At 59.0% G+C, this 20,134-nt stretch carries 15 protein-coding genes and 1 other RNA gene; 6 read left to right on the plus strand and 10 right to left on the minus strand.

The genetic code is table 11. The annotated features are described in order from the left end of the window. Positions 1–42: 42 nt before the first annotated feature. Positions 43–1,485 (plus strand): protein adenylyltransferase SelO, encoded by a 1,443-nt coding sequence (selO, locus tag ES815_RS18935; RefSeq protein ID WP_142489186.1) that lies wholly within the window; start codon positions 43–45, stop codon positions 1,483–1,485. On the opposite strand, the gene ES815_RS18940 is transcribed toward selO, so the two are convergent. The 8 genes from ES815_RS18940 to ES815_RS18975 form a co-directional block, all read right to left on the minus strand. Beyond that, entirely contained in the window at positions 1,482–2,261 is a 780-nt protein-coding gene (locus tag ES815_RS18940; RefSeq protein ID WP_142489187.1) for a heme ABC transporter ATP-binding protein, read from the minus strand. The genes selO and ES815_RS18940 overlap by 4 nt on opposite strands. Further along, positions 2,254–3,246, minus strand: coding sequence for a FecCD family ABC transporter permease (locus tag ES815_RS18945; RefSeq protein ID WP_142489188.1), 993 nt, complete (start codon positions 3,244–3,246; stop codon positions 2,254–2,256). Before ES815_RS18945 ends, ES815_RS18940 begins: the two co-directional genes overlap by 8 nt. Next, a complete protein-coding gene (locus ES815_RS18950) occupies positions 3,246–4,067 on the minus strand; it encodes a hemin ABC transporter substrate-binding protein (RefSeq protein ID WP_142489189.1) in 822 nt (273 codons plus the stop codon). Before ES815_RS18950 ends, ES815_RS18945 begins: the two co-directional genes overlap by 1 nt. After that, positions 4,064–5,092, minus strand: coding sequence for a hematinate-forming heme oxygenase ChuS (chuS, locus tag ES815_RS18955; RefSeq protein WP_142489190.1), 1,029 nt, complete (start codon positions 5,090–5,092; stop codon positions 4,064–4,066). Before chuS ends, ES815_RS18950 begins: the two co-directional genes overlap by 4 nt. Before the next feature lie 48 nt (positions 5,093–5,140). Then, complete coding sequence (locus ES815_RS18960) at positions 5,141–7,126, minus strand: TonB-dependent hemoglobin/transferrin/lactoferrin family receptor (RefSeq protein WP_142489191.1); 1,986 nt, start codon at positions 7,124–7,126, stop codon at positions 5,141–5,143. Between the two features lie 69 nt (positions 7,127–7,195). Next, the gene (hemP, locus tag ES815_RS18965) at positions 7,196–7,432 is read right to left on the minus strand and encodes a hemin uptake protein HemP (RefSeq protein WP_185902350.1); all 237 of its coding nucleotides are present in this window, start codon (positions 7,430–7,432) and stop codon (positions 7,196–7,198) included. A gap of 159 nt (positions 7,433–7,591) precedes the next feature. Then, positions 7,592–8,638 (minus strand): 3-deoxy-7-phosphoheptulonate synthase AroH, encoded by a 1,047-nt coding sequence (gene aroH / locus ES815_RS18970; protein WP_142489192.1) that lies wholly within the window; start codon positions 8,636–8,638, stop codon positions 7,592–7,594. A gap of 154 nt (positions 8,639–8,792) precedes the next feature. After that, the gene (locus ES815_RS18975; RefSeq protein ID WP_142489193.1) at positions 8,793–9,626 is read right to left on the minus strand and encodes a pyruvate, water dikinase regulatory protein; all 834 of its coding nucleotides are present in this window, start codon (positions 9,624–9,626) and stop codon (positions 8,793–8,795) included. A 338-nt stretch (positions 9,627–9,964) separates the two neighbouring features. Here ES815_RS18975 and ppsA point away from each other — a divergent pair, with 338 nt between their 5' ends. Further along, positions 9,965–12,343 (plus strand): phosphoenolpyruvate synthase, encoded by a 2,379-nt coding sequence (gene ppsA / locus ES815_RS18980; protein ID WP_142489194.1) that lies wholly within the window; start codon positions 9,965–9,967, stop codon positions 12,341–12,343. 110 nt (positions 12,344–12,453) lie between these two features. On the opposite strand, the gene rprA is transcribed toward ppsA, so the two are convergent. Together rprA and ydiK are read right to left on the minus strand one after the other, a co-directional pair. Next, an RNA gene (rprA, locus tag ES815_RS18985) (antisense sRNA RprA) lies at positions 12,454–12,564 on the minus strand. Positions 12,565–12,750: 186 nt separating this feature from the next. After that, positions 12,751–13,863 (minus strand): AI-2E family transporter YdiK, encoded by a 1,113-nt coding sequence (gene ydiK / locus ES815_RS18990; RefSeq protein ID WP_142489195.1) that lies wholly within the window; start codon positions 13,861–13,863, stop codon positions 12,751–12,753. Between the two features lie 207 nt (positions 13,864–14,070). Between ydiK and ES815_RS18995 the strand changes: the two genes are divergently transcribed. The 4 genes from ES815_RS18995 to sufB all read left to right on the plus strand — a co-directional run bounded on the left by ES815_RS18995 (position 14,071) and on the right by sufB (position 20,125). Then, positions 14,071–17,127, plus strand: coding sequence for an FAD-binding and (Fe-S)-binding domain-containing protein (locus ES815_RS18995; RefSeq protein WP_142489196.1), 3,057 nt, complete (start codon positions 14,071–14,073; stop codon positions 17,125–17,127). Then, the gene (gene menI / locus ES815_RS19000) at positions 17,124–17,534 is read left to right on the plus strand and encodes a 1,4-dihydroxy-2-naphthoyl-CoA hydrolase (RefSeq protein ID WP_106993653.1); all 411 of its coding nucleotides are present in this window, start codon (positions 17,124–17,126) and stop codon (positions 17,532–17,534) included. Before ES815_RS18995 ends, menI begins: the two co-directional genes overlap by 4 nt. A gap of 726 nt (positions 17,535–18,260) precedes the next feature. Beyond that, positions 18,261–18,629 carry a Fe-S cluster assembly scaffold SufA gene (gene sufA / locus ES815_RS19005; RefSeq protein WP_106993654.1) on the plus strand — a complete coding sequence of 123 codons (369 nt, stop codon included), beginning with the start codon at positions 18,261–18,263 and terminating at the stop codon, positions 18,627–18,629. An 8-nt stretch (positions 18,630–18,637) separates the two neighbouring features. Next, positions 18,638–20,125, plus strand: coding sequence for a Fe-S cluster assembly protein SufB (gene sufB / locus ES815_RS19010; protein WP_142489197.1), 1,488 nt, complete (start codon positions 18,638–18,640; stop codon positions 20,123–20,125). Positions 20,126–20,134: the final 9 nt, after the last annotated feature.

The raw sequence follows: 20,134 nt of genomic DNA on the forward strand, positions 1-20,134 counted from the left end.
TTAACCTCTGATAAACCCACTACACTAAAAGCAGGAGGACCTATGACCCTGTCTTTTACCGCGCACTGGCATGATGAATTACCCGGCTTTTATACGGCTCTGAAACCCACTCCACTCAATAATGCCCGCCTGATCTGGCATAACACGGCGCTGGCCACCGAGCTGGCGATCCCGGAGTCGCTGTTTAGCCCCGAACAGGGCGCTAGCGTGTTTGGCGGCGAAATCCTGCTGCCGGGCATGCAGCCGCTGGCCCAGGTTTACAGCGGCCATCAGTTCGGCGTCTGGGCCGGGCAGCTGGGGGACGGGCGGGGGATCCTGCTCGGCGAACAGCAACTCGCCAACGGGCAAACGATGGACTGGCACCTGAAAGGCGCCGGGCTCACCCCTTATTCACGTATGGGCGACGGGCGCGCCGTGCTGCGTTCGACCATCCGTGAAAGCCTGGCCTCGGAAGCGATGCACGCCCTCGGGATCCCCACCACCCGCGCGCTGTCGATCGTCACCAGCGACACGCCTGTGGCACGTGAGACCATGGAGCAGGGGGCAATGCTGATCCGCGTGGCTCAAAGTCACGCCCGCTTCGGTCATTTCGAACACTTCTACTATCGCCGCGAGCCAGAGAAAGTTCGCCAGCTGGCGGATTTTGTCATCAAGCATCACTGGCCGCAGTTGCAGGACGATGCCGATAAATACATCCTCTGGTTCCGCGATGTGGTGACGCGGACTGCCGCGCTGATCGCCAGCTGGCAGACGGTGGGCTTTGCCCACGGGGTGATGAACACCGATAACATGTCGATCCTCGGTCTGACCATCGACTACGGCCCGTACGGCTTCCTCGACGACTATCAGCCGGGCTATATCTGTAACCACTCCGACTATCAGGGGCGCTACCGCTTTGATAACCAGCCGGCGGTGGGGCTGTGGAACCTGCAGCGGCTGGCACAGTCCCTGTCGCCGTTTATCGATGTTGACGCCCTCAACGACGCGCTGGATGGCTATCAGGAGGTGCTCCTGCAGCAGTATGGCAAGCTGATGCGCCGTAAGCTGGGGCTGATGACCCAGGAGCGGGGCGACAACGACATCCTGAATAACCTGTTTGCGCTGATGGCGCGGGAAGGCAGCGACTACACCCGCACCTTCCGCATGCTGGGCCAAACCGAGCAGCACAGCGCCGCCTCGCCGCTTCGCGACGAATTTATCGACCGACAGGCCTTCGATGACTGGTTCGCGACCTACCGCGAACGTCTCCAGCGGGAGAATATCGCGGATGACGAGCGTCAGACACAGATGAATGCCGTTAACCCGGCGATGGTGCTGCGCAACTGGCTGGCGCAGCGGGCGATCGAGCAGGCGGAGAAAGGCGATTACGCCGAACTGCACCGGCTGCACGAGGCGCTGCGTACGCCGTTTGCCGACCGCAACGATGACTACATCAGCCGCCCGCCCGACTGGGGTAAGCGGCTGGAAGTAAGTTGCTCAAGCTAAGAGACGAGAAAAACCTGGGGAGTAGCGTTCAACGGATGCAGGCCCACATGTACCTGCGCGCCATACCAGCGCGCAAGGTCATCGGCCTTTAGCACCGACGGGGGCGTTCCCTGGGAGACAATCCTCCCCTCGTGCAGGAGCACGATCCGGTCGGCCCATAAGGCGGCCAGATTGAGATCGTGCAGCACTACGCAGACGTGCAAATTCCCGTCCGCAGTCAGCGTTTTCAACAGCCGCAGCAGATGCTGCTGGTGGTAAAGATCCAGCGCCGAGGTGGGCTCATCGAGGAACAGCCAGCCGCGCGGCGCGGCGTCGCACCACAGCTGCGCCAGTGCCCGGGCCAGCTGTACCCGCTGCTGCTCCCCGCCCGACAGGGCCGCATACTGACGACCCGCCAGCGGCTGACAGCCGGTGAGCTGCATCACCTCGCTGACGATCTGCGCTTCAGGCTGCGGCGTCCAGGGCGAACGTCCCATCCCGATCACCGCCTCCACCGGCCAGTCAAAGCCCAGCTGAGTTTGCTGGCGCATCACCGCCCGCTGACGCGATAACGCCTGGGTACCCCACGCCGCCAGGGCTTTTCCGTCCAGCAGACAGCGTCCGGTATCCGGCCGGAGAAAACCGGTTAACAGACGCAGCAGGGTTGATTTCCCCGCGCCGTTGGGGCCGATCAGCGCCACCAGTTCGCCCTGTGCGAGCGACAGCGAAACATCGCGTACCACCGCCCGGCCTGCCACGCTATAAGACAGGCCTTCAGCCAGTAAGGGTTCAGCCATGCTGACCTCCACGCCGGAAAATAAGCCACAGGAACCAGGGCGCGCCGAGAATGCTGGTCAGCAACCCCACCGGCATCTCCGCCGGGGCGACCAGCGTGCGTGCGGCGGTATCGGCAATCAGCAGCAGAAAGGCCCCCGCCAGCACCGAGCCGGGGATCACCGCCCGGTGATCCGATCCCAGCCACATGCGCATCAGGTGCGGCACCACCAGACCGATAAAACCGATCACTCCGCTCACCGCCACCGCGGCGGCCACCAGCAGGGCGCTGCACAGGAGTAAAACCCGCTGAACGAGCCGCACGTCGACGCCCAGATAGTGCGCCTCCTCCTCACCCAGCTGCAGCAGGTTCAGGGCTGCAGCCAGCCGCCAGATCACCAGCACGGTGGGGATCATCAGCGAGGTCACCGCCAGCAGGGTGGACCACTGCGCCTGGCCGAGACTGCCCATCCCCCACAGTGAGAGCTGGCGCAGCTGGGCATCGTTACTGACCCAGGAGAGGACGCCCACCGCCGCCCCGCACAGGGCGTTGATGGCGATCCCCACCAGCAGCAGACGCGAAAGCGAACTCTCCCGCTGCTGGCTGAGGAGAAAAATCACTACGGTCGCCGCCAGCGCGCCGAGAAAGGCCGCCAGCATCGGGGCGTAGAGCATCAGCAGAGTGGGGAGGGAGATGGGCAACACCACCCACAGGGCGACGGCGCAGGCGGCACCGCTGCTGATCCCGAGCAAACCCGGATCGGCGAGGGGGTTGCGAAACAGCCCCTGCATCACGCAGCCCGCCAGCGCGAGCGAGCCGCCAATCACCAGCGCCAGCAGCACCCGCGGCAGGCGAATAGTGAGCCAGATCTGACGCAGGGCTTCGTCACTGCCGCTCCACAGCAGGGACACCGGCAGGCGCAACGCGCCAAAACCGGTGGCCAGCAGCGTCATCACCGCCAGCGCCATTGCCAGTCCCCACAGGGAATAACCGATCCGGCGAGGCATCAGGGAAGTTGCTCGGCTTTGCTGCGCAGCTGTCCGATGGCCTGCGGGGTACGCACGCTAAACCCGAGCAGTGCCATATCATCAATCTGCAATACCTGTTTATGACGTCCCGCCGGGGTTTGCGCCAGACCTGGCAACTTCCACAGATTGGCTTCTCCACCCATCGCTTTTACGCCCTCCTGCGAAATCACCACCAGATCGGGCTGGCTGGCGATCACACCTTCCTGAGAGAGTGGCTGATAGCGGGAGAACCCCTGCATAGCGTTATGCAGACCGGCCGCGCGGATCGCCGCATCGGCCCCGGTCTCCTGCCCGGCGGCCATGGCAGTCATCCCGCCGTGGTTGAGGATAAACAGCACCCGCTTATCGATCGGCGAGGCGGGCAGCGCAGCCAGCTCCTGCCGCAGGCGCTTACGCAGGGTTTCCCCTTCGACAATGCGGTGCGTCGCCAGGGCCACCACCCGCACTTTCTCGTCGATGACGCTGAGGGCATTACTGCCCGGGACCGTCACCACGCTGACGTTACTCTGCCCGACCTGTTTCAGCGCCAGCGAAGGCTGCGCCTGGGCGCTGGCTAACACCAGCGTCGGGCGCATCGCCAGGATCCCCTCGGCATTGAGCTGGCGCAGGTAGCCCACGTCCGGCAGCGAGGTGGCCTGCTCCGGCCACTGGCTGGTGCTGTCGCGCGCCACCAGCGAGCCTTCGGCCCCCAGAGCGTAGATAATCTCCGTCACGTCGCCGCCGAGGGCGACGATCCTCTCCTGTACCGCGCCGATGGCGGCCAGCGGTAGGGCGACAAGCAGGGCGAGCAGTTTTCTCATGCGGCCAGCCCTTTTACCGTCAGGGCGTCAATCTGTGAACGCCACTGGCTCTGCTCGGGCTCGCCTTCCGTGCGCTGACCGTACAGCTGGGCGATCTGCGTCCCGTCGGCGGCAAAGAGTTCGAGGCTGGTGACATGCCCGTCGGCGGTCGGTTTGCGGGTTACCCAGCTTTCGGCGATGGTCTCTTCCAGCAGATGCAGGGTAAAGGCCGGGTTGAAGATGTTCAGCCAGCCCTTCATCGGAACCACTTTTTCCACCGCGCCGGTGAAGATCTGCACGCAGCCGCGGTTGCCAACGAAAATCATGATCTCGTTGCCGTCCTGATTGGCGCTATTCAGCAGCTGCACCAGGGCACTGTTATCCACCTGACAGGCGAGGTCGTCCCCCACCAGACGGAACGCCTGTTGCCGGGTCAGACTGTGGCGCTTCAGCAGGCCAAAGAACTGGTGGACGTCGGTCATGGCGCGCCACTCGCTGTCCACCGTCGCAGCGTCGGCATTCGCCACGTTAACTGCCGGGTCGGCGGCTTTCAGCGCCAGCGGCGGGTTATCGGCGAAGATAAAGCGGGACAGCAGGTCGCCCCAGGCAGCCATGTCTGTGTTGTCGGTGGCATAGACCTTCAGCAGCGCATCGCCCTGATGGTCGAAAAACTGAATGCTCTGGCGTTCGCCGCGGGGAGTGGTTTCGGTGATATGAAACGCGCTGGCCCACTGGTGGAGGAACAGGCGCAGATCCAGCGCGCGCGGGTTGAGCACCAGTCCGGCATGGCCGTTCAGGTGTTGGTTAGTGAAGGTGCCCACCTGCTCATGAACCGCATACTCGTTGCGGCAGATGCACTTGGTTTCGCCTGCCGCTTCCAGCGCGCTGAGGATCTCGCGAATTTCACCGTGCAGACGCCACGCGTCATGTCCTACCCGGGCCCAGGTCAGTTCGGCTTCGCTGATGTTCATCAGGGCAGCGATGTCCCGCGCGTATTTTCCCGGGTTTTCTTGTTTGAGTTCAAGCCAGCGTGTGTAGTGATTCATTGTCTCTTCCTTCCGGATAAATACCCCGGCAGCGCCGGGGCAGGGTAATTACCACTGATAACTCACGAAAATCTTGCCGTTGCGGCCATCCTGCGGGATGCCCTGCGGGGACCAGTACTCTTTGTCAAAGGCGTTACCAAGCACCAGGGTGGTGGTCACGCCTTTCAGCGCCTGTTGCCCCTGATAGCTGACGTAGAAATCATTCACCGCGTAGCCCGGCTGGTGGCTGTAGCTGCTGCTCACATGGGTGGAGCGATCGGCAAAGGTGCCGATCCAGCCGACGCTAAAGCCGCTCTGCGCCAGGGGGACATCCAGCTTGCTGGAGACGGTGTCCGGGCTGATGCTGGAGATATACTCGCCGGTGTCGGTGTCTTTGCCCCGGGTGCGGTTGTAGGCAACATCGAGGTTGAACAGGCTGGCGGAGTATTTCGCCATCACGTCCCAGCCCCAGATTTTGGCGTTCGGCACGTTGTACGACATGGTTGTCGCGGCGGCAAAATCGACGGTGGTGGAGATGTAATCTTTAGCATGGGTATCAAAGTAGCTGGCTTTGAACTCCAGCGCATCGTCAGCCAACAGCAGATCGTCAAAGCGCAGACCGAACCCGTACTCCTGGGTTTCGTTGGTTTCCGGGCGCAGATTCGGGTTCGGCACCCAGTAGTTGGTGTAGAACCGGCCAATGGAGAAGTGTTTCGCGTCGTTATACATTTCCCCCATCGTCGGGGCGCGGAAGGCCTGGGCATAAGAGCCGAACAGCATCAGCCAGTCCGCGGGGGACAGGGTAATCCCGGCGCGGGAGGACCATTTATCGGCATCCACATCCTCATAGCCGTCGCTGCTGCCGCTGTAGTTATCGTAGCGGGTACCGCCCAGCAGGGTGATCGGCAGGTCGCGCAGGGTGATCTCATCCTGGATCCAGCCGGAGCTAAAGTCGATGCTCGCATCAGGGAAGCCGGTGGTGGCCCCGGACGGCTCCTGCTCCTGACGGTAGTACTCCCCGCCCCAGGTCAACAGATGCGAGGCGAAGGAGTCGGCGAACAGGCGGGTGCGGTTCTCTACTTTGCCGCCTTTGGTAGTCTGCTGGCGGAATTCGCCGGTGCCATCGATGTTCTGGGCATTGATACGTGCCTCGGACCAGTAAAGGCGGGCATCGGCGTTCAGCCAGTCGTTGCCTTCTGGGGCAATGTGATACCCCAGCTGGACGTCCCGCTGAATGGTGGAGCGGTCGGTCATCGGGTTGCTGCTGTCGTCCGCCTCGATGGTCTGCGGGTTTTTCGGCTCCTGCGCCGCATTATTGTAATAGCGCAGCGAGCCGCTCAGGGACTGGGCCCGATCCAGCTGCCAGCTGCCTTTCGCCAGCATGTTGTTGATCGATTCGTCATTCGGCGCGGTACCGCCGCCGCCCTGGCGAATATCGCCGCGATCCCGGCTCGACCAGGCCACCAGGCCGTCGAGGGTGTCGGTACGGCCAAAGGCGCTGGCACCCATGCCGAGGCTGTGATCGCCGGTGGCGGCGGTGCCAAACACGCGGTAGCCGCTGGTTTGTCCGGCCTGGAGCAGATCTTTCGCATCGGCGGTGTCATAGGCGATCACCCCGCCCATCGCGCCGCTGCCGTACAGCAGGGCGGACGGCCCGCGCACGATCTCGATACGCTTAATCAGGGCGGGATCGAGGAAGGTGCTGTTCAGGTGACCGGTATCGGTGCCCTGGCGCACGCCATCAACCAGCACCAGCACGCCGCGGCGATCGTACCCGCGCAGATTAACGTCCTGGCCGTTGGTGCGCCCGGTGCCGTCGAGGGTCAGGCCGGGCACGTGGCGCAGCAGATCGGCGGCGGAACTGGCGGTTTGATTTTCCGGGGCGGTGGCGTCAATGACGCTCACCATCATCGGTGCGTCAAAGGCGCTGCGGGCATTACCAGTGGCGGTAACGGTCATGTCGTCGGTGGCGGCAACAGCCGCTCCCGGCAGGGCGCTGACGATCGCCAGCGCCAGCAGCGACGGGCGTAAAGACGCGGTATTCAGGTATGGCATGAGCCACTCTCCATTTAAAAGTGAAAAGCGCTGGCTGCCTGGGGGGAACCTGGGTGGCTGGCGGGGGACTTATTTTGTGAGGATTAATTTTCCGGCATGTGTCTGACGCAGCAGGTAGTGCTGGCCGTCATGCTCAATAATGACGCGGCCCTCTTCGCCCAACAGGTGTTTACTGTCGATTCGGCGATCGGTTGCGCCTGGGGCTGGCTGTGTTTTGTCTTCAGGACGAGTGAGCGTTGCAGCAGTGTTATCCATACGTGACATAATGTTTTTCAAAATAGCAATCAATGTAACAATGATAATCATTATCAACAAATCGATTTTGACGGCAAGCGTTTTATGAAAAAACAGTGAGGTGTGTGAAAGAGGGGGATGCAAAAAAAGCCGGGTGGCGGCTGCGCCTTACCCGGCCTACGTATCGCTTTTCCAGGCCCGGTAAGGCGAAGCCGCCACCGGGCAGGGATTTTAAAAACGACTGTTAACTGCTGAGGCAAGTTTATCCAGCAGGAGCTCGGTATCTTCCCAGCTCAGGCAAGGGTCGGTGATCGACTGGCCATAGGTGATGGGCTGACCGACCACTACTTTCTGCGTTCCTTCGCGCAGGAAGCTTTCAGCCATGATCCCGGCGATAGCGGTGGAGCCGTTGCGGATCTGCTGGCAAATCTCATCGCAAACGTCCAGCTGACGGCGGTGCTGTTTCTGGCAGTTGCCGTGGCTGAAATCCACCACCAGCTGCTCGGGCAGGTCGAATTCACGCAGGGTATCGCAGGCTTCCGCAATATCCTGGGGGTGATAATTCGGCTGTTTGCCGCCGCGCATGATGATGTGGCCATATGGGTTGCCGCTGGTCTGATAGATGGTCATCTGACCGTTCTTGTCCGGCGACAGGAACATATGGCTGGCGCGGGCGGCGCGGATAGCGTCTACCGCGATGCGGGTATTACCGTCAGTACCGTTTTTAAAGCCCACCGGGCAGGAGAGCGCCGAAGCCATTTCACGGTGGATCTGGCTTTCGGTGGTGCGGGCGCCGATAGCCCCCCAGCTAATCAGATCGGCGATAAACTGTCCGGTCACCATATCGAGGAATTCGGTGGCGGTGGGAACGCCCAGCTCGTTGACCTGCAACAGCAGCTTGCGCGCCAGCTGAATGCCGTGGTTCACCCGGTAGCTGCCGTTCAAATCGGGATCGGAGATCAGCCCTTTCCAGCCCACCACGGTGCGTGGTTTCTCGAAGTAGGTGCGCATCACGATTTCCAGACGTGCATGGTGTTTATCCCGCAATCCCTTCAGGCGCTGGGCATAGTCCATCGCGGCATCAAGGTCGTGAATAGAACAGGGGCCAACAATCACCAGCAGCCGGCGATCTTCACCGTTTAGAATTTTTTCAATACGTTTACGTGACGTTGTCACGTTTTCTGCCACTGCCGCAGAAACAGGGTACCGCTGGGCCAGTTCAGCTGGCGTCACCAGACTATCGATACGCGCTGTGCGGAGTTCATCGGTTTTATTCATGGTATTTCTCAGAATGTAGTGCTTCAACGGTAACTTACCGGGAAGTGATGGGCATCACCTTAAACCAATCCCCGCTGAATTCAAGTGCAGGGCACAAGCGGTGCCCTGTTGTGGGGTGGGAGTATAAAGGAATATGGACTGATGTACTAGTCTATTAGTACATACGGCGATTGAGGCCCATAATGTCGAGGATTTTGGTGGCGATCTCTTCTACCGAATAGTTGGTACTGTTCAGCCACGGAATGTTGTTTTTACGATACAGGGCTTCAACTTCGGCTACCTCCAGCCGGCACTGGCGCATCGAGGCGTAGCGGCTGTTCTCCCGGCGCTCTTCGCGGATCGCCGCCAGCCGTTCCGGGTTAATGGTCAGACCAAAGAGCTTATGCTGCAGGGGTTTGAGCGCTGCCGGAAGGACGAGGTTGTCCATATCGTCGGCAATAAAGGGGTAGTTTGCCGCGCGGATCCCGAACTGCAACGCCAGATAGAGGCTGGTAGGGGTTTTCCCGCAGCGCGAGACGCCGAGCAGAATAACCTGGGCCTGATCGAGGTTACGCATCGAGATGCCGTCATCATGGGCGAGGGTGTAGTCAATGGCGGCGATACGGGCATCATACTTGATGATATTCGCCGGGTTCAGGCCGTGGGTACGGTGCGCCACCGGGGTCGGATCCAGCTTTAACTCCTGCTGCAGCGGGGCCACCAGCGCCTGCACAATGTCCTGACAGAAGCCTTCACTTTGCAGAATGATATTGCGAATTTCCGGGATCACAATCGAGTAGAACACCAGAGGCCGCTCACCGGTCTGCTGGAAAATGGCGTCGATTTGATCTTTTACCGCTCGGGCACGGCTTTCGTTTTCCACGAACGGCAGCGTGATGCTATTGATGGAAACCGGGAATTGCGACATCACCGCATGGCCCAACACTTCGGCGGTGATCGCCGTACCATCGGAAATATAAAAAACGTGGCGATCGACAGCATTATCCATTTTGCACACTCTGTATATCAGATGTAATTGACTGAAAGCATAAATTAAAAAAGTAAAATACAACAGTCAACGCGGGAGGGAAATTAAAAATGAAACGCTATTTTTATTTTTAATGAAAGGGGTGTTTCATTTTTCAAAATCACCCTAAAGTCTGAGTTTTTTTGTGGGAATCCATACGAATCATTAGGTTAGCATTTAAGCGGGAACAGTCTGAAAAGCTAAAAAATAAAAGTGCTTACACGATTCACCGTTTTTTTAGCGCGAATAAATATGACAGTATAAATACGCAGTAAGGAGTTTCTTAAAACCCGTTCATATATCACAAAAGGATTGTTTCGATGTCCAACAATGGCTCGTCACCGCTGGTGCTTTGGTATAACCAACTCGGCATGAATGATGTAGACAGAGTTGGAGGCAAAAATGCCTCCCTGGGTGAAATGATTACGAATCTGTCCAGTATGGGTGTCTCCGTACCGAATGGATTTGCGACTACCGCCGATGCGTTTAACTATTTTCTGGACCAAAGCGGCGTAAACCAGCGCATTTACGAACTACTGGATAACACGGACATTGATGATGTCTCTGAGCTTGCCAAAGCCGGGACCCAGATCCGCCAGTGGATCATCGATACACCTTTCCAGCCTGAACTGGAAAAAGCCATTCACGACGCCTACAACCAGCTCTCTGCTGATGATGCTCAGGCCTCCTTTGCCGTGCGCTCCTCTGCTACCGCAGAAGATATGCCGGACGCCTCGTTCGCCGGGCAGCAGGAGACCTTCCTCAACGTGCAGGGCTACGATGCCGTGCTGGTGGCGGTAAAACATGTGTTTGCCTCCCTGTTTAACGACCGCGCCATCTCCTATCGCGTGCATCAGGGTTACGACCACCGCGGCGTTGCGCTGTCGGCGGGCGTGCAGCGCATGGTACGTTCGGATCTGGCCTCGTCAGGCGTGATGTTCTCTATTGATACCGAATCGGGTTTCGATCAGGTGGTCTTTATCACCTCCGCCTGGGGTCTGGGCGAGATGGTGGTGCAGGGTGCCGTCAACCCGGACGAGTTCTACGTTCACAAACCGACCCTGGCCGCAGAACGCCCGGCGATCGTGCGTCGCACCATGGGCTCGAAAAAAATCCGCATGATCTACGCTCCGACCCAGGAGCATGGCAAACAGGTGCGGATTGAAGATGTGCCGCAGGAGCAGTGCGACCGCTTCTCCCTGACCGATGCCGAAGTGCAGGAGCTGGCGAAGCAGGCGGTGCAGATCGAGAAACACTACGGTCGTCCGATGGATATCGAGTGGGCCAAAGATGGCAACACCGGCAAACTGTTTATCGTCCAGGCGCGTCCGGAAACCGTGCGCTCCCGCGGTCAGGTGATGGAGCGTTACACGCTGCATGCCCAGGGAAATATCATTGCTGAAGGCCGTGCCATCGGCCACCGCATCGGCGCGGGCCCGGTGAAAGTGATCCACGACATCAGCGAAATGAACCGCATCCAGCCGGGCGACGTGCTGGTGACCGACATGACCGACCCGGACTGGGAACCGATCATGAAAAAGGCGGCGGCCATTGTCACCAACCGTGGCGGTCGCACCTGTCACGCGGCAATCATCGCCCGTGAGCTGGGTATTCCGGCCGTGGTCGGCTGCGGTGACGCCACCGAGCGCATGAAGGACGACCAGAACGTCACGGTCTCCTGCGCAGAAGGCGATACCGGCTACGTCTACGCCGAGATCCTCGACTTCAGCGTGAAGAGCTCCAGCGTCGACACCATGCCGGATCTGCCGCTCAAGATCATGATGAACGTCGGTAACCCGGACCGCGCCTTTGACTTCGCCTGTCTGCCAAACGAAGGCGTTGGCCTGGCGCGTCTGGAATTCATCATCAACCGCATGATCGGGGTTCACCCGCGCGCGCTGCTGGAGTTTGACGACCAGGATCCGAAGCTGCAGAAAGAGATCCGCGAGATGATGAAAGGCTACGACTCGCCGAAAGAGTTCTACGTCGGCCGTCTGACCGAAGGGATTGCCACTCTGGGCGCGGCGTTCTTCCCGAAACGCGTCATTGTGCGTCTCTCTGACTTCAAATCTAACGAATATGCCAACCTGGTGGGCGGCGAGCGTTACGAGCCGGAAGAAGAGAACCCGATGCTGGGCTTCCGCGGCGCCGGTCGTTACGTCTCTGACAGCTTCCGTGACTGCTTTGCGCTGGAGTGCGAGGCGGTAAAACGCGTGCGTAACGAGATGGGGCTGACCAACGTCGAGATCATGGTGCCGTTCGTGCGTACCGTCGATCAGGCGAAAGCCGTCGTCGACGAGCTGGCCCGTCAGGGGCTGAAGCGCGGCGAGAACGGACTCAAAATCATCATGATGTGTGAGATCCCTTCCAACGCCCTGCTGGCAGAGCAGTTCCTGGAACATTTCGACGGCTTCTCTATCGGCTCCAACGATATGACGCAGCTGGCGCTGGGTCTGGATCGCGACTCCGGCGTGGTCTCTGCGCTCTTTGATGAGCGTAACGAGGCGGTGAAAGCGCTGCTGTCGATGGCCATCCGCGCCGCGAAGAAACAGGGCAAATACGTCGGCATCTGCGGTCAGGGGCCTTCCGACCATGAAGACTTTGCTGCCTGGCTGATGGAAGAGGGGATCGACAGCCTGTCCCTTAACCCGGACACCGTGGTGCAAACCTGGCTGAGCCTGGCGGAACTGAATAAGTAACGCCACGCTTCTGCCACGAATAAAGGCGAGGACTTTGGTCATCGCCTTTTTATTTAGAGCAACTAACCTGCTGTAATGGCAGGTTTTTCTTTATGGTTGCCAAATTCTGGATAAAAAAAAGCCCATCGTGGGAGATGGGCAAAGACTACACACAGCAATTCGTTGTTTCACTCAGGGGATTTCCATGCTTATAAATCAAGGTGTTGTTGATTCATAACCGTGACCTAATAGTAGGCATGGGGAATTTTTGCGTCGATCAGATTCGTCTCAATAGTTTAAAGAAAGTGAAGATTTTATGAGAGTAATGAGGCAATTGCGGATAAAAACGGGTTTAGCTGCGCTTAAGGGAAATTGAAATGATAAGTGACGCTTAACATTCTGGTGGGCGAACCCACCAGAACCGGAATTTACTTCTTCAGCTCTTCCGTCTCGTTCAGCGCTTCAAGCAGCGCGTCGGGATCGGTCGGCGGCAGCGGGACTTCGTGTACCCACGCGGAGAACAGTCGCCAGGAGACCGCCAGCAGCACCGGCCCGATAAACAGACCGATCATCCCGAAGGCAATCAACCCGCCGATAACGCCAGAGAGGATCAGGATTAACGGCAGGTCAGCGCCCATGCGAATCAGTATCGGACGAATAACGTTATCCATCGTGCCCACCACGCAGCTCCACACCAGCAGCACTGTGCCCCAGGTGGTATCACCGCTCCAGTAGAGCCAGACAATTGCCGGGACCAGCACCAGCAGAGGCCCCAGCTGCATCAGACAGGTTAACAGCATCAGCACGGTAAAGAGAGTGGCATAAGGCACGCCGGAAATCGCCAGACCAATTCCGCCCAGCACCGACTGCACCAGCGCCGTCACCACCACGCCCAACGCAACCGCACGCACGGCCTGCGCCGCCAGCAGCATCGCCGCATCGCCGCGGGCGGAGGCCAGACGGGTCGCAAAATGACGAACCCCGAGCGCTACCTGCTCGCCGCGCCAGTAGAGCAGGGCGCTGAACAGCAGCATCAACACGCAGTGGACAACAAAGCGGCCCAGGTGCGCGGCGGTACCGACAAACCAGGTGGTGGTCGCGCCAACATAAGGCCGCACCTTCGCCATGATGGCGCTGCCGCCCATATCCAGCAGGTTATGCCAGCCGGCATAGAGCTTATCGCCAATCAGCGGGATATCGTTCAGCCAATCCAGCGTCGGTAAGGTCATATCCCCGCTGGTGATGCTGGTGATGAGCGGGCCGCTGCCGTCCACCAGGCTATTCACCAGTAGGGCAACGGGGATGACAAACAGCAGCACCAGTAGCAGCGTCATCACCAGCACCGCCAGCGCGCGGCGACCAAACAGCAAGCGCTCTAAACGGAGAAACAGCGGCCAGGTGGCGATGACTACCGTCCCCGCCCAGGCAAAGCCAAGAATGAAGGGTTGAACAATCCACAGACACGCAATAATCATGATTGCCAGAAACAGCACCGACAGCAAAACTTGTGCAACGTCCCTGGGCTGGTGTCGATTGACCATAGTTGAAATTTACCTTTGAAGGACACCGGAAAGACCGGTGAGAACAGGAAACTGCATCACTCTAATCATTAGTGATTTCAGCGATTTTTAACAGGCTGATTCTGCCTGTAATTCTGTCGGGCGCATATGAATAAAATGTGATACAAAATGTGAGATACAACGCAAACGATTATCTACAACAATTCAGATGGGGCAGGGTCGACAGTAATGATCCCACAAATTTCTCAGGCACCCGGCGTCGTTCAGCTGGTGCTCAATTTTTTGCAGGCTTTGGAGCAACAGGGTTTTACCGGCGATACCGCCACACGTTATGCCGACAGGCTGACCATGGCGACCGACAACAGTATCTACCAGCTACTTCCCGATGCAGTCGTTTTTCCCCGTTCTACCGCTGATGTGGCCCTGCTGGCCCGTGTGGCATCCCAGGAGCGTTTCGCTTCGCTGATCTTTACCCCCCGCGGCGGCGGCACCGGCACCAACGGCCAGGCGCTGAACACCGGGATCGTTGTCGACATGTCCCGCTATATGAACCGCATCATTGAGATCAACCCGGAAGAGGGGTGGGTGCGGGTTGAAGCCGGGGTGATCAAGGATCAGCTTAACCAGTACCTGAAGCCCTACGGCTACTTTTTTGCCCCGGAGCTGTCGACCAGTAACCGTGCCACCCTCGGCGGGATGATCAACACCGACGCCTCGGGCCAGGGCTCGCTGGTGTACGGCAAAACCTCCGATCACGTCCTCGGGGTGCGGGCGGTGCTGCTTGGCGGCGATATTCTTGATACCCAGCCCGTGCCGGTCGAACTGGCCGAGACGCTCGGGACGGACAACACCACTGCCGGGCGCATCTACCGCACCGTGCTGGACAGCTGTCGCGACAACCGCCAGCTGATTATCGATAAATTCCCGAAACTGAACCGCTTCCTGACCGGCTACGATCTGCGTCATGTCTTCAATGACGACCTGAGCCAGTTCGATTTGACCCGCATCCTGACCGGTTCAGAAGGCACGCTGGCCTTTATCACCGAGGCGCGTCTCGACATCACCCCGCTGCCAAAAGTGCGCCGGCTGGTGAACGTCAAGTACAACTCATTTGACTCTGCGCTGCGTAATGCCCCCTTTATGGTGGATGCCCGCGCATTGTCGGTGGAAACCGTCGACTCCAAAGTGCTCAACCTGGCGCGGGAAGATATTGTCTGGCACTCGGTCAGCGAGCTGATCGCCGACGTGCCCGACAAAGAGATGCTGGGCCTGAACATCGTTGAGTTTGCCGGTGATGACGCCGAACTCATCGAAAGTCAGGTCGCGGCTCTGTGCCAGCGGCTCGACGAGCTGATCGCCCGGGGCGAGGGCGGGGTAATTGGCTGGCAGCTGTGCAACGAGCTTGCCGGTATTGAGCGTATCTATGCGATGCGCAAAAAAGCGGTCGGCCTGTTGGGTAACGCCAAAGGGGCGGCCAAGCCGATCCCCTTTGCCGAAGATACCTGTGTCCCGCCGGAACACCTCGCCGACTATATTGTCGAATTCCGCGCCCTGCTCGACAGCCACGGCCTGAGCTACGGCATGTTCGGTCACGTCGATGCCGGGGTACTGCACGTTCGCCCTGCGCTGGACATGTGCGATCCGCAGCAGGAGATGCTGATGAAGCAGATCTCCGATGACGTGGTAGCCCTCACCGCGAAATACGGTGGCCTGCTGTGGGGCGAGCACGGAAAAGGGTTCCGCGCGGAGTACAGCCCGGCCTTCTTTGGCGAGGCGCTGTTTGGCGAACTGCGCAAAATCAAAGCGGCCTTTGACCCGGACAACCGGCTCAACCCAGGTAAAATCTGCCCGCCAGCGGGCGTCGATGCCCCAATGATGCAGGTAGACGCGGTGAAACGCGGCACCTTCGATCGCCAGATCCCGATTGCGGTGCGCGCTTCGTGGCGCGGCGCGATGGAGTGTAACGGCAACGGCCTGTGCTTTAACTTCGATGCCAAAAGCCCGATGTGCCCGTCGATGAAGATCACCAGCAACCGCATCCACTCCCCGAAAGGGCGCGCCACTCTGGTGCGCGAGTGGCTGCGTCTGCTGGCCGACCGCGGCGTGGATCCGCTGGCGCTGGAGAAAGAGCTGCCGGAAAAACGCGCCAGCCTGCGCACTCTCGTTGAGCGCACCCGTAACAGCTGGCACGCGCGCAAAGGGGAGTACGATTTCTCCCACGAGGTGAAAGAGGCGATGTCCGGCTGCCTGGCCTGTAAAGCCTGCTCCACCCAGTGCCCGATTAAGATCGACGTGCCGGAGTTCCGTTCGCGCTTCCTGCAGCTCTACCACAGCCGTTACCTGCGCCCGATGCGCGATCATCTGGTGGCGACGGTTGAGAGCTATGCCCCGCTGATGGCCCGCGCGCCGCGCACCTTCAACTTCTTTATCAACCAGCCGCTGGTGCGCAAACTGTCCGAGAAGCATATCGGCATGATTGACCTGCCGCTGCTCTCCACGCCGTCGCTGCAGCGCCAGCTGGTGGGCCATCGCTCCGCCAACCTGACCCTTGAGCAGCTGGAGGCCCTGAGCCCGGAGCAGAAAGCGAAAACCGTGCTGGTGGTGCAGGACCCGTTCACAAGCTATTACGACGCGCAGGTAGTGGCCGACTTTATTCGTCTGGTGGAGCGACTGGGCTATCAGCCGGTACTGCTGCCGTTCTCGCCGAACGGGAAAGCCCAGCACATTAAAGGTTTCCTCAATCGTTTCGCCAAAACGGCGCAAAAGACCTCTGACTTCCTTAGCCGGGTGGCGTTGCTGGGGATGCCGATGGTCGGCGTCGATCCGGCGCTGGTGCTTTGCTATCGCGATGAGTACAAGCAGACCCTCGGTGACAAGCGAGGCGACTTCCACGTGATGCTGGTACATGAGTGGCTCCCGGCGATTGTCGACGGGCAAGCCGCCCGGGAGACCAGCGGCGAATCCTGGTACCTGTTCGGCCACTGTACCGAAGTCACCGCGCTGCCGGGCGCGCCTGCCCAGTGGGCTACGATCTTTGCCCGCTTTGGTGCGAAGCTTGAGAGCGTCAGCGTCGGCTGCTGCGGCATGGCCGGGACCTACGGCCATGAGGTGGTGAACCACAAGAACTCGCTGGGGATCTATGAGCTCTCCTGGCATCAGGCGATGCAGCGTTTACCGCGTAATCGCTGTCTGGCGACCGGCTACTCCTGCCGCAGCCAGGTGAAGCGCGTCGAGGGCAGCGGCGTACGCCATCCACTGCAGGCTTTACTGGAGATTATGGGATGATCTGGAAACGTGCGGTCACCCTGCAGGCGTTAAACGCCATGAGCGACGGGAACATGGTGGGGTTGCTGGACATTCAGTTTACCCGCATCGGCGAAGATGAACTGGAAGCGACCATGCCGGTGGACAGCCGCACTCATCAGCCGTTTGGCCTGCTGCACGGCGGCGCGTCGGTGGTGCTGGCCGAAACCCTGGGCTCGGTAGCGGGCTATCTCTGCACCGAAGGGGAGCAGAAGGTGGTGGGTCTGGAGGTCAATGCCAACCACATACGTTCCGTGCGCAGCGGGCGGGTGCGCGGCGTCTGTCGCGCTCTGCATACCGGCGGGCGACACCAGGTGTGGCAGATTGATATCTTCGATGAACAGCAGCGGTTGTGCTGCTCGTCGCGGTTGACGACCGCAGTCGTATAAAAGTGAAGGCCGCGAAAGCGGCCTTTTTACATTTTCATCTCATTGAAACAGCATTGATTTCTGACAGGTCGCAATTTATGTTAAATCCGACAGCATGAATCATGAGATTATTCTTATGCTCCTTCAAGAGCTAAGCCATGATGAGTGCCGGAGATAAGCGCCGGATGGAGCAAGAAACCCTTAAGACTATTCCAGTAGTCTTAAGGGTTTTCTTTTTTGCGCGGCCCATCTGCGGCCCTTTGTTTACCTTCAATAATCGTCTCTAAGATCCTGCATGGCCGACAGAATGACCAGGCCGGTAATGACCACGGCAAGGATGGCGGTTATCAACAGTGCAGTAAGCATATCCCCTCCTGATGCTGGCCCCTTTACATCAAGGATAGCGTACCCACAGCCTGGCTATAGCCCACCCTGGGGCTCTTTCAGAATACGCTTACAGGTAAGATCAGCCGCATCGGCACACTTCCTATCCCAAAAATAGGCATTTTCTATACATATTTTGTATTTATCCCGTTCAGCCGCGAATTAATGGGAAATCCCTCCTCCGATCAACATGTTAAGTTAATGTGATCATCCCTGTTAACCTCCATAGCAGGGTCTATGCTTAATGAAAGTAGCCAAAAAGGGCGGTTAAGCCGAATGCCCCTGCAACTGAGGGGTTGAAGTGATAATCATTATCACTAACATGGTGTTATGCCCTGGGGGCGCAATACAAGAGGTGGATTTATGCAACAGCATTCAGAAACATTTGATCCGACGGAATTTGCGTGGCGTGGATTGTCGCTTACACCTGCCGCAGCGGCGCATATACGCGAGCTGGTAAGCAAGCAGGCGGGCATGCTGGGCGTGCGGTTAGGCGTTAAGACTACCGGCTGCGCCGGCTTTGGTTATGTGCTAGATACCGTCAGCGAACCGGCCAAAGACGATCTACTTTTCGAGCAGGATGGCGCCAGACTGTATGTTCCCTTGCAAGCGATGCCGTTTATTGACGGCACGGAAGTGGATTACGTGCGCGAAGGCTTAAACCAGTTATTCAAATTCAATAACCCGAAAGCCCAGAACGAATGCGGCTGCGGCGAAAGTTTTGGGGTATAGGCGGTATTATGTCTCGACATACTGAAGCAACTGACGACGTCAACACCTGGTCCGGCGGCCATATCAATTACAAAGAGGGCTTCTTCACCCAATTGCAGACCGATGAGCTGGCAAAAGGGATCAATGAAGAGGTGATCCGCGCCATTTCCGCCAAGCGCAACGAGCCAGACTGGATGCTGGAGTTCCGCCTGAATGCGTTCAAAGCCTGGCTGGAGATGGAAGAGCCCCACTGGCTGAAGGCGCACTACGATAAGCTGAACTATCAGGATTACAGCTACTACTCTGCGCCGTCGTGCGGCAATTGCGACGACACCTGCGCCTCTGAGCCCGGCGCGGTACAGCAGACCGGGGCTAACGCCTTTTTAAGCAAAGAGGTGGAAGAGGCCTTCGAGCAGCTTGGCGTGCCGGTGCGGGAAGGACGCGAGGTGGCGGTGGACGCCATCTTCGACTCCGTCTCGGTCGCCACTACCTATCGGGAAAAGCTGGGTGAGCAAGGGATCATCTTCTGCTCCTTTGGCGAAGCCATCCACGATCATCCCGAGCTGGTGAAGAAGTACCTCGGCACGGTGGTGCCGTGCAACGACAACTTCTTTGCGGCGCTGAACGCGGCGGTGGCCTCCGACGGCACCTTTATCTACGTGCCGAAGGGCGTGCGCTGCCCGATGGAGCTATCGACCTATTTCCGCATCAACGCTGAGAAAACCGGCCAGTTTGAACGCACCATTCTGGTGGCCGACGAGGGTAGCTACGTCAGCTATATCGAGGGCTGTTCCGCCCCGGTTCGCGACAGCTATCAGCTGCACGCCGCGGTGGTGGAGGTGATCATCCATAAAGACGCCGAAGTGAAATACTCCACGGTGCAGAACTGGTTCCCGGGGGATAACAACACCGGCGGCATTCTGAACTTCGTCACCAAGCGCGCATTGTGCGAAGGCGAAAACAGCAAGATGTCCTGGACCCAGTCCGAAACCGGCTCCGCCATCACCTGGAAGTACCCGAGCTGCATCCTGCGCGGAGATAACTCCATCGGCGAGTTCTACTCGGTGGCGCTCACCAGCGGGCATCAGCAGGCCGATACCGGCACCAAGATGATCCACATCGGTAAGAACACCAAATCGACCATCATCTCGAAGGGGATCTCGGCGGGTAAAAGCCAGAACAGCTACCGCGGGCTGGTCAAAATCATGCCGACGGCTACCAACGCGCGCAACTTTACCCAGTGTGACTCGATGCTGATTGGCCCGGACTGCGGGGCACATACTTTCCCGTACGTCGAGTGCCGTAACAACAGCGCCCAGCTGGAGCACGAAGCTACCACCTCGCGGATTGGTGAAGATCAGCTCTTCTACTGTCTGCAGCGCGGCATCAGCGAAGAGGATGCCATTTCAATGATCGTGAACGGCTTCTGTAAGGATGTGTTCTCTGAACTGCCGCTCGAGTTTGCCGTTGAAGCGCAGAAATTACTGGCGATTAGCCTTGAACACAGCGTCGGTTAAGGATTAAGG

Origin of the sequence: Leclercia adecarboxylata (assembly GCF_006874705.1) — a bacterium.
Classification (GTDB): Bacteria; Pseudomonadota; Gammaproteobacteria; order Enterobacterales; family Enterobacteriaceae; genus Enterobacter; species Enterobacter adecarboxylatus_C.